Annotated in this window: 8 protein-coding genes and 2 pseudogenes; 1 reads left to right on the forward strand and 9 read right to left on the reverse strand. The window is 69.4% G+C overall.

Features of this window, described 5'->3' with window-relative positions; translation table 11 throughout:
* The 8 genes and pseudogenes from O3Q52_RS40430 to O3Q52_RS40465 form a co-directional block, all read right to left on the reverse strand.
* Positions 1-293 (reverse strand): annotated as a pseudogene (locus O3Q52_RS40430) (hypothetical protein); the annotation flags it as partial.
* 142 nt (positions 294-435) lie between these two features.
* A complete protein-coding gene (locus O3Q52_RS40435) occupies positions 436-1341 on the reverse strand; it encodes a S1 family peptidase (protein ID WP_269653546.1) in 906 nt (301 codons plus the stop codon).
* A 237-nt stretch (positions 1342-1578) separates the two neighbouring features.
* Positions 1579-2379, reverse strand: coding sequence for a DUF1684 domain-containing protein (locus tag O3Q52_RS40440; RefSeq protein WP_269653547.1), 801 nt, complete (start codon positions 2377-2379; stop codon positions 1579-1581).
* A 156-nt stretch (positions 2380-2535) separates the two neighbouring features.
* Positions 2536-3507, reverse strand: coding sequence for an ABC transporter substrate-binding protein (locus O3Q52_RS40445; protein WP_269653548.1), 972 nt, complete (start codon positions 3505-3507; stop codon positions 2536-2538).
* Positions 3508-3633: 126 nt separating this feature from the next.
* On the reverse strand, positions 3634-4386 hold the full coding sequence (locus O3Q52_RS40450; RefSeq protein WP_269653553.1) for an amino acid ABC transporter ATP-binding protein: 753 nt from the start codon (positions 4384-4386) through the stop codon (positions 3634-3636).
* A gap of 50 nt (positions 4387-4436) precedes the next feature.
* On the reverse strand, positions 4437-5318 hold the full coding sequence (locus tag O3Q52_RS40455) for an amino acid ABC transporter permease (RefSeq protein ID WP_269653549.1): 882 nt from the start codon (positions 5316-5318) through the stop codon (positions 4437-4439).
* A 48-nt stretch (positions 5319-5366) separates the two neighbouring features.
* Positions 5367-7211, reverse strand: a complete 1845-nt coding sequence (locus O3Q52_RS40460) for an FAD/NAD(P)-binding domain-containing protein (protein ID WP_269653550.1) — start codon at positions 7209-7211, stop codon at positions 5367-5369.
* On the reverse strand, positions 7208-8053 hold the full coding sequence (locus O3Q52_RS40465; protein ID WP_269653551.1) for an amino acid ABC transporter permease: 846 nt from the start codon (positions 8051-8053) through the stop codon (positions 7208-7210). Before O3Q52_RS40465 ends, O3Q52_RS40460 begins: the two co-directional genes overlap by 4 nt.
* Positions 8054-8567: 514 nt before the next feature.
* Between O3Q52_RS40465 and O3Q52_RS40470 the strand changes: the two genes are divergently transcribed.
* Complete coding sequence (locus O3Q52_RS40470) at positions 8568-9515, forward strand: ABC transporter substrate-binding protein (RefSeq protein WP_269653552.1); 948 nt, start codon at positions 8568-8570, stop codon at positions 9513-9515.
* Between the two features lie 80 nt (positions 9516-9595).
* Here O3Q52_RS40470 and O3Q52_RS40475 read toward each other — a convergent pair.
* Positions 9596-10234: pseudogene (locus tag O3Q52_RS40475) on the reverse strand (hypothetical protein); the annotation flags it as partial.

Genomic DNA, 10234 nt, shown 5'->3' on the forward strand with positions numbered 1-10234 from the left:
GATGTACTTGGGTGATGCGGCCGTGCGTCGAGGTGCCGTGCCAGGCGTCGCGCGCCCGCGAAGATCGGGGAGACAGGACCTAGCACCGCGGCGAGGGCGACCGCCAGCAGGCTGCCGAGCGCGTCCGTGTCCATCAACTGCAGCCGCCAGGGCCACCGGCGGCTCAGCTCCCCCGTCACGTTGCCGCGCGTGATCTCCCACAGGAGCACCAGCGCCAGCACCACGAGCAGCACCAGCGGTGTCGTGAACAGCAGCGGACTGCGGCGTACATGGCGCTGCTGGTCGGAAGCCACTTCCCTGTTCCCCCGGTCTTCCCGTGCACACGGGCGAGCTCCCGCGGCCAAGGACGAGCCCCCGCACCGCGAACGGCGGGCGGGGGCTCGTCTGCTGCTGGCTGCAGTCAGGTCGCGCGGGTGTCGATGTGTCGCGTACCGGTCAGAATACGTTGACGCCGTAGGCGCTCAGCGCCTCGGTGACCGGCTGGAAGAACGTGGTGCCACCGGAGGTGCAGTTGCCGCTGCCGCCGGAGGTCAGACCGTAGGCGACACCGTTGCTGCCGTAGAGCGGACCGCCGGAGTCGCCGGGCTCGGCGCAGACCGTGGTCTGGATCATGCCGTAGACGATGTCGCCGCCGCCGTAGTTGACGGTCGCGTTCAGCGCGGTGACGCGTCCGGTGCGGGTGCCGGTGGTGGAACCGGTGCGGATGACGTTCGTGCCCACACTCGGGGTGGCGGCGCTGGTGATGTCCACGCTGCCCGCGGTGCCCGACTTGGCGACCGAGGTGTTGGTGTAGCGCACCAGCCCGTAGTCGTTGGTCGGGAAGCTGGAGCCGGCCGTCGAGCCGAGGGTGGTGGTGCGCCCGGAGTTCGACCACCAGGTGCCGGCGCCGTCGGTGCAGTGACCGGCGGTCACGTAGTAGTCGGCGCCCGCACTGTTCTTGACGTTGAAGCCGAGGGAGCAGCGCCAGCTACTCGCATAGATGGCGTCGCCGCCCTTGATCAGCTTGCTGAACTTGCCCGGCGTGTACTTGATCTGCAGAGCGCCGGCGTTGGTGCCCGCGGCCCGCTTGATCTTCGCGATCTCGGCCTTGGAGACGGTGCTGTCGACCGTGACGACGACCTTGCCGGTCCTGGCGTCGGTCACCCAGGCGGTGCCCGGCACATCGGCCTTGAGCACCGAAGAGTTGGCACTCTTCAGCTGGGAGGTGCTGAACGTCTGCGCGTCGCTCGCGTTCGCGGAAGGGATGGTGAATGCGGCCGCGGCCACGAGTCCGGAAGTTACGGCGATCAGCCGGGTCCGTCTCGCTATTCCGCTGCGGGGGGTGGTGCGCTTGGTCCTCACTGTTCGTTCCCTCCAAAGGGAAGTCGGGGGCCCGCGTGGGGTCGGGGCCCGTGAGGCGCACGCCAGAGGAGGAATGTCCGGATTCCGGACAAGCCGTGCCCCTGACAAGGCGCTGGGGGGAGTATTTGGCCGCACACCCGACGGGCGCAAGGGCGCCTTTCGGCCGTGCGGTGTTCAACTTACGTATGTCCCACGGGAGTTGATCTCATCAGCGGCAGTGTGTGGATTACGTGCGGATTATCGGAGCAGATTGCGTTCCCCGGCGGCAATCGCCGCGCTCAGGGTATTGCCCGGCGGTGGGAATGGGCAGATGAAGTGGTACGCGAATGCGCAGGGCGGGAGCAGGGCCCGGTTGAAGTCCACCGTCGTGCGCCCCTCGGTGTCAGGAGCCGCCGGGCGCAGGAACCGGAAGCGATAACTGCCGTTCCCACTCGTCGCATCGCCGAAAACAGCCCACAGCGATCCGTCCCCCTGAACCGTCACCTGAAGGGTCAGGTCCTGCCCGCCGAGCGTGAAAGCGAGCACACCGCCGAGCCCGAGCCCGCGCTCCCGCCCGTCGGCGTTCGCCACGCGTACGGTCCGGTCCTCCCCGTACGGCGTGAAGCGGCCCGGCACCGACCAGCGCGGGTCGTACGGCGTGGCCTCGATGCCCCGGAACGCCTGCCGGGCCGGAGAGGCGGGGTCGAAGTCGCGTACTCCCAGGGCCCCTTCGCGTACGAGGACGACGAACCGGCGCTCGCCGTGCGCGACCCGGGCCGTGGTGGCCGGACCGGGGTCGGCCCCGAGCCGGACCTCACCGGCGAAGGGCTCCCCGTCCACGAGGAGGCCGTCGGCCGCGTCGGCTGTCAGCACGACCGCGTCGCCGTCCGCCGACCACCGGCCGGGCATGTCCGGAAGTAGCCCCTCCGGATAGTCCTCGATCCAGTGGGTGCCGCTGAGAGCGAGCGGGCCGTAGGGCGCGGACACCGTCTCGGTGCGGTGCTCGTGCCAGTGCTTCCACTCCTCGGACGCGTCCGCCGCTGCGTGTTCCGTCGTCATGTGATCAACCCTTCCGCACGGGCTCCGCCTGCCCGAGGTGTGAGCGCGGCGTCGCGCCGGTGTATTCCGTCCGTCCGGAACGCGCCACGCTCCTGGAGCAGTGGCGCGTCCCGGTCCGCCCGCCGGCCGCGACGACCGTCGCGGCCGGCGGGTCCCCTAGATCTTCGGCAGGCCGGGCGGGTTGATCTCCGACTTCGGGACGGCCTCGCTGGACAGGCCCCAGCGCTTGAGTACACGCCCGTAACTGCCGTCCTCGATCACGTGGTTGATGGCGGCCGCGTACGCGTCGACGAGCCCGCTTCCCTTCTTCGTGGTGGCGGCGATCTTGCCCTGGAGGTCGTCGCCGGCACCGGAGAGCGTGCCGATGACCTGCGACTGTCCGGCCGAGGCCACGTGGTACGCGGCGGACGGGCTGGGGCCCAGGTAGGCGTCGATACGGCCCGACTGGAGGGCCAGGTAGTAGTCCGTGTCCTTCTGGAAGTACTTGATGGACACCGGCTTCCGGCCCGCCTTCTCGTTCTGCTTGCTCCAGTCGACGAGGATCTTCTCCTGGTTGGTGCCGGAGGAGACGGCGATGGTCTTGCCCGCCACGTCCTCGGGGCCGTCGATCTTCCAGTCGGTGCCCTTCTTCGCCTCGAACGAGATGTTGTCGAGACGGTAGGTCGCGAAGTCGTACTTCTCCTTGCGCTCCTCGGTGACGGTGACGTTCGAGAAGACGGCGTCGAACTTGCCGCTGTCGAGACCGACGAAGAGGTTCTCCCAGGAGACCTCGTCGTTGTCGAGCTTCAGCCCGAGGGTGTCGGCTACGAGGGTCGCGAGGTCGATCTCGGAGCCGATTCTGGTCTTGTCGTCGGTCGCGTAGAAGCCGAGTGGCGGCGAGGCGTCGGCGCTCTGGCCGAGCTTGAGCGTGCCGCGCTTGCGGATGGCCGCCGGGACGAGAGCGGCGATGTCGTCGGCCTTCTTGCCGCGAATCCGGTTCTGGTCCGGGCCGATGTTGACGTCGCCGACCTTCTTGGTGCCGGAGCTGCCCGTTCCGGTCGCCGCGTCGCTGTCACCGTCGCAGGCGCTGAGCAGGGGGGCGACGACGAGAGCGGCGACGGAGGCGGCGAGGGTGCGTCGGGATATCACGGGTGAACTCCTGAAATGGGAAGGGACGAACAGACAGAGGGAGAGAAAGGAAGAGATAGAGAAGGAAGAGATGGAGAGGGAGGAGGAGGGCGGCGGAGTGAGGAGGCTCGAAGGATCTTGGAGAGGTCAGAGGACCTTGGAGAGGAAGGCGCGGGTGCGCTCGTGCCGCGGCCGGTCGAGCACGTCGCCGGGGGCGCCCTGTTCGACGATGCGGCCGTCGTCCATGAAGACGACCGTGTCGGCGACCTCACGGGCGAAGCCGATCTCGTGCGTGACGACGATCATCGTGGTGCCCTGATGGGCCAGGTCCTTGATGACGTCGAGGACTTCACCGACCAGCTCGGGGTCGAGCGCGGACGTCGGCTCGTCGAAGAGCAGCAGTTTCGGCTCCAGGGCGAGCGCGCGGGCGATGGCCACGCGCTGTTGCTGCCCGCCGGAGAGCTGCTTCGGATAGGCGTCGGCCTTGTCGGCGAGCCCGACCCGGTCGAGCAGCCCGCGCGCGGCTGCGGTGACGTCCTTGCGGGGCCGCTTCAGCGCCGAGACCGGGGCCTCGACGATGTTCTCCAGCACCGTGAGATGCGGGAAGAGGTTGAAGTTCTGGAAGACGAACCCGATCCGGGTGCGCTGCCTGAGAATCTCCCGCTCGCGCAGCTCGTACAGCTTGTCGCCGGAGCGCCGGTAGCCGACCAGTGAGCCGTCCACGCTGATCCAGCCCTGGTCGACCTTCTCCAGGTGGTTGATGGTCCGCAGCAGCGTGGACTTGCCGGATCCTGACGGGCCGAGGACGACGGTGACCTCACCGGTCCGCACCTCCAGGTCGACACCCTTGAGGACTTCGAGCGAACCGAAGCTCTTGTGCACGGACTTGATGTCGACCATGGGGGCGGCGGCCGCCCCGTCCTTGGTCAGTTCCTTGGTCAGCGGCGCGCTCATCGGGCGCTTCCCTTCGCGAAGTGTCGTTCGACGTAGTACTGGAGGACCGAGAGCGCGGTGGTCAGGAGGATGTACCAGGCCGTCGCGACCATGAGCAGCGGTACGACCCGGCCGTTGCGTCCGTAGATGACCTGGACCTGGTAGAAGAGTTCGCCGATCGCCATGACGGAGACGATCGAGGTGCCCTTGAAGAGGGAGATCACCTCGTTGGCGGCGTTCGGCAGGATGGAGCGCATCGCCTGCGGCAGCACGATCCGCCCGATCTGCCGCAGCCTGGGGATGCCGAGCGCGGCGGCCGCCTCCAACTGCCCGCTGTCGACGGACAGTACGCCGCCGCGCACGATCTCCGCGGCGTACGCGGCCTGGTGCAGGGCCAGCCCCAGCACGGCCGCGCTCATCGCGCCGACCAGACCCATCGTGTCGAAGGAGAAGAAGCCGGGCCCGAAGGGGATACCGAACTCCAACTCCTTGTAGAGGTAGGCGAGGTTGAACCAGAAGAGCAGCTGCACGATCAGCGGGATCGACCGGAACGCCCAGATGTACGCGAAGGAGACGGCCTTCAGGAACGGGCTGGCCGACAGCCGCATGAACGCCAGGACGATGCCGAGCGCGAAGCCCAACGCCGTTCCGTAGAAGGTGAGTTGCAGGGTCACCCAGACCGCCTTGAGGATCACCTCCGTGGTGAAGAACTCGGCGAACACCTCCCACTCCCAGCCGGAGTTGGTGGCGAGTCCGTGGACGAACTGGGCGAGCAGCACGGCGGTCACGGTCACCGCGACCCAGCGCCAGGGGTGGCGCACGGGCACGACCTTGAGCGCGCCGTAGTCCTCGGGCTCGACGGACGTTCTGGCAAGGGGTGGATCACTGGTCAGCGACATGGGAGTCCTCTGGGCGAAGGAAGTGAGCGGGGGGCAGGGCAGGTGCGATTACGCGGCGGCGCTACAGGACAGCGCGCGCAGAAAGGCCAGCGCGGCGCGCGCCGTTGCGTCGTTCTGCCGGAAGGCGGGCCCTCCGGTGCGCGGCCGGGTGAAGGCGCCGGAGCCCCGGGCGTCGGTGTGCGGTCCGAGCGCGAAACGCCGTGGGTGCGGGGCGCCCGAGCGGTCGAGGACACGCCCGTCGGCGGGGTCCACTGCGAGCAGCCCCTCGGGCGTCGCCGCGGCCCCCTCGGCGTACAGCTCGCGCAGCAGCGAGTCCCGCGTGCGCTCGACCGTGGGATGCGGCAGCCGCGCCTCGACGAGCGCCCGGGCCTCGACGTACTCCCCCGGCACACCGGCGCTCCCGGCCCGGAAGACGCCGCCCGAGGCTTCTACGGTCATGCCGGCGCCCAGGAACCTGAGCACCCCCGCCCGGGACAGGGCGAGCATCTGCCGCAGTCGCGGTCCGGGCGGCCCCGACGCCAGATAGCTGAAGAAGCCGTGCCACCAGGACCCGATGTCACCGAGCCGCACCAACTGCCCGTAGACGGACAGGAGTCCGAGGAAGACCGCCATGTCCGGGCTGTACGAGGAGTCGTGACGCCGGGTCAGATCCCCTTCGATGTAGGCCCGCAGACCGTCCTGGAGCTCGTCGTACGAGGCGTGGCGCACCCCGTCCAGCGGATGGTCGAGCGCTGCCGGGTCGAACCGGTCGGCGGTGTCGGGCACGGCCGAGGCGACCAGGGTCCGGATCTCGGCGCTGTCACCGGCCGCGTACTTCTCCTCGAAGTCCGTCCAGGCCATGTCCGTGCGCCCGGGGTGTGCCGTGAACAGCCGGTGGTAGTGCGCGAAGCCCAGTTCCTTCTCGACGAGCGGCCACACGTCCCGCCGGAAGTCGAAGCCGCCGGGGCGCGCGAGCAAGGCGTCGACCTCGCCCGGCCCGAAGAACCGTGGCAGCGGCGGCCGTTCACCGGTCCAGTCGTAGCCGATCTTCGAGTGGTACGGGACTCCGCGCCGCGACCCGACGTGCAGCACGGGCTCGCGCCCGGACGCCCGATACGTCAACTCCCCGTCCGCGCCGATCTCGTAGCGCCCGCCACGCCCTTCGGTGAGCAGCACCATCAGATCGACGAAGGCGAGCCCGAAGCCGCGTACGAGCACCGGTTCGCCCGGCGCGAGGGCGGACAGATCGCTGTCGGCGGTGAAGTCCGGCGGCAGGTGGACGAGATCGTGGGCGCGGGCGTACGCGGCCAACCCGCGCTGCTCCTCGTCGAGTTCGGCGTCGAGATGGCCGAGCGTGAGGACGACCAGGTCGGCGAGGAGCGGGCGTGGCCGGCCCTCCAGCCACACCTGCTGGCGCCCCTCGCGCGGGCCGACGACCCGCAGGGCGCGGCGGGCGTGATGGTGGACTCGGATGCCCGGCGGGAGCGCGGCGACGGTCCGCTCGTAGACCCAGCGCATGTACGTGCCCTGCCGTTGCCGGTCCGCGAAGACGCGTCCGTCGAGTGCGGCCCACTCGTGCAGCGTGGGACCCTCACGCACCGGTCCCGTCATGTCGACCGTCTCGTCGGTGAACATCGTGACGTCCTGCGCCTCGGAGTTCATCCAGAGCAGCGGTGACTGCGCCTCGCGCCAGATGCGGCCGCCGCCCGGCGGCCAGGGGTCGACGAGATGGATGTCGAACCCCTCCGAACCGTCCGGACTGCCGGCCGAACCATCCGGGCCACCGCCCGGACCACCGGAACCGTCGCCCGAACTGCCGTACAGCTCGGGCGCGTTGGCGGCGATCCGCTCCAGGAGTCCGGTCCCCCGCGGCCCGGCTCCCACGATCACCAGCGAGGGGCGTATCGGGCTCATCGCGTGCGCTCCGAACCGCGTGCGTAGTGCCGCTCGACGTAGTGCTGGCCGACGCCGAGCACCGAGGTGACGACGACGTACCAGAGCGTGGCCACCATCAGGAGCGGGATGACCTGGTAGGTACGGTGGTAGACGAGCTGCACGGAGTAGAGCAGGTCCTGCACGGCGATCACGCTGACGATCGAGGTGCCCTTGAGCGTGCCGATCAGCATGTTCCCGGCGGGCGGCACGATGGAGCGCATGGCCTGCGGCAGCACGATCCGCCACCAACGGCGCCACCGGCTCAGCCCGAGCGCCTCGGCGGCCTCGATCTGGCCCCGGTCGACGGAGAGGATGCCACCGCGGACCACTTCGGCGGCGTACGCGGCCTCGTGCAGGGTGAGCCCGATGATCGCGACCGTGACCGGCCCGAGCAGGTTGACCGTCCTGACCCCGAGGATCGTCGGGTAGAGCGCCCCGATGTTGAACCAGAACAGCAGCTGCACCAGGATCGGCATCGACCGGAAGAGCCAGACGTACCCCCAACTCACCGCACGCAGCACAGGGTTGGCGGAGAGCCGGAACGCGGCGAGCAGCGCACCGAGGGCGAAGCCGAGCGCCATGACGAGCGCGGTCAGCCAGAGCGTGAGGCCGAGGCCGCGCAGGACCGAGGCGGACGTGAAGTAGTCACCGACGACGTCCCACTGGAACGCCTCGTTGCGGGCGACGGAGTTGACGGCGAGCCCGAACAGGATCAGGACGGCACCGGCGGCGGTCCACTGGCCGAGGCGGCGGCGCGGGACGATACGCGGAGGCACCGCGTCTTCGGGCGCGGCCACCTTGACAAGGGTGTGCGAGGACATGCGAAGGCTCCGTGATACGTCGAGTCGAACACGGGTGGTGCCTTCACACAGGTCACGCGGAACTCGTGGACGCCACGAGGGCGTCGTACGGCGTGCACGGCCGAGCCCCTCAGCAGGGCCGTGCACCGAGAGTACGGGTGCGTTTCCCCTCGCTGTCAAGGCTGTCCACACTGTGAGCGGTACGTCTCACGCCAGTTGACGCCAAACCGGATGCCTGTTCCACTTGCTCCCATGCATTCGCAGCAGTGGCTGGTCACGCGCTCCCACATCGACTTCGGTCGAGTGTGGTCCTCGTCCTGTTGAGCTGACCCCCTGCGCGCCCGAGCCCTTCATGGGCGGGCGCCTTCTGCGTTTCCCACTTTTCTCCACCCTCTCCACGCCTTCACACGCGCACCCCTCCCCTCGCGCTTCCCAGTTCCTCCGTAGCTCCGTAGCTCCCTGCCTAGTTTCCTTCCTCTCCCGTCCGCTGTCCTCGCCGGGAGAGTCGCTCCTCTGCCCAGGAGATCCGCACGCCATGAGTACGTCCTCGCGGCCCCGCCGTACCCTTTTCATCCCCTTCGCCCTGATCACTTCCGCGGCTCTGGTGCTCACCGCATGCGGATCCGGCACCGCCGGTGGAAGCGACGCCCAGGCCGCGGGCGCGTCCCAGAAGATCCCGACGACCGACGTCGTCTCGTCGCTCAGGACGGACGCCTCCGCCGCGAAGCTGCTCCCCGCCGGCACCGACTCGCTCACCCTCGCCGTCAGCGTCGGCGGCACACCGCCCGGCACCAGCTATCTGGAGGACGGCAAGACCCTGGCGGGCCAGGACGTCGACTTCGCAGCCGCCGTCGCGAAGGTCCTCGGCATCAAGCTCAAGCGCGAGGCCGCGAGCTTCGAGGCGATCCTCCCGGCGCTCGACAGCGGCAAGTACGACGTCGGGGTCGGCAACTTCGGCGTCACCGACGAGCGCCGCAGAACCATCGACTTCGTGACCTACATCAACGACGGCCAGGGCTTCGCCACCCGCGAGGACAGCAAGCTGGACAAGGTCACCGACCTCGCCCAGCTGTGCGGCCTGAACGTCGCGACCGGCGCCGGCACCACCTTCGAGGCCACGCTGGAGGAGAACAAGCACGTCTGCTCCGACGCCGGCGAGAAGGCGTACAAGGTGCAGACCTACAACGAGCAGGGCGCCATCTGGTCCTCGCTCCAGCAGGGCCGCAGCGACATCGTGATGAGCACCATCAACGGGCTGCGCTATGCCGTCGCCCAGCAGGAGGGGCTGCAGTTCCTCAACGAGTTCCACCGTCTCGACGTCGGCTTCGCCTTCAAGAAGGGCACGAAGCTCGCCCCCGCGTTCCAGGCCGCGGTGAACAAGCTCATCGCGGACGGCACGTACGAACGGATCCTCAAGAAGTGGGGCACGACCGGCTCGGCGATCGAGAAGTCGGAGATCTCACCGCCGGAGCTGAAGAACTGACCGGCCGTCGGGCCCGCCCCCATCAAGCCCGAGACCGTCGGGCCCGAGACCATCAGGCCCGACGGTGATGAACAGGCGGGTCAGCAATTGCAGCCGCAATCGCATCCGCACCCGTCACAGCAGTCCCCGCAGCAGTCACAGCCGTCGCAGCAGTCGTCGCAGTTGTCGCACCGCCGGCAGAGCCCCTCCTTGCGCTCCCCGCTCCACGGGTCGTCGTACTCGCAGCAGCACATCTGGCACGTACAGGCCAGACCCATCCACACGGCGCAGCCCGCGAGGAGTCCGCGCCGGTCACGACGTGGCGGCTCGGGAGGGGGCGGCGGGGAGCCGGGTCCGGAGGGCGCGTACGGGTTGCCCGGCGGCGGCCCGTACAGCTCGGCCCCCTGGTGCGAGCAGGAGGAGGTACCGAAGGCACGGTCCACCGAGTTGCGCAGCTCGTGGGCGAGCAGCGTATGTGCCAGCTTCGCGTCCGTGAACTCCGCCTCCCGCAGCGCGAGCCGTATCCCGTGCAGCGCGTCGTCGGCGAGCCGGCGGGCTTCCTCCAGGGACGTACCGGTGGCGGTCAGCGGATTCCAGGCGCCCGACGCGGCGTCGGTTTCCCTGTCCTCCACGGCGTCCAGGAGGTGCGCGAGCCGCCCGAAGAGCCGGCCGGCCTCGGCGAGCGGCTCCGCGTTGCCGGGCCGCCCGGCCAGGATCGCGGTGTGCGCGAAGGCCGCGGC

This window comes from Streptomyces sp. ActVer (genome assembly GCF_027270795.1).
GTDB lineage: Bacteria > Actinomycetota > Actinomycetes > Streptomycetales > Streptomycetaceae > Streptomyces > Streptomyces umbrinus_A.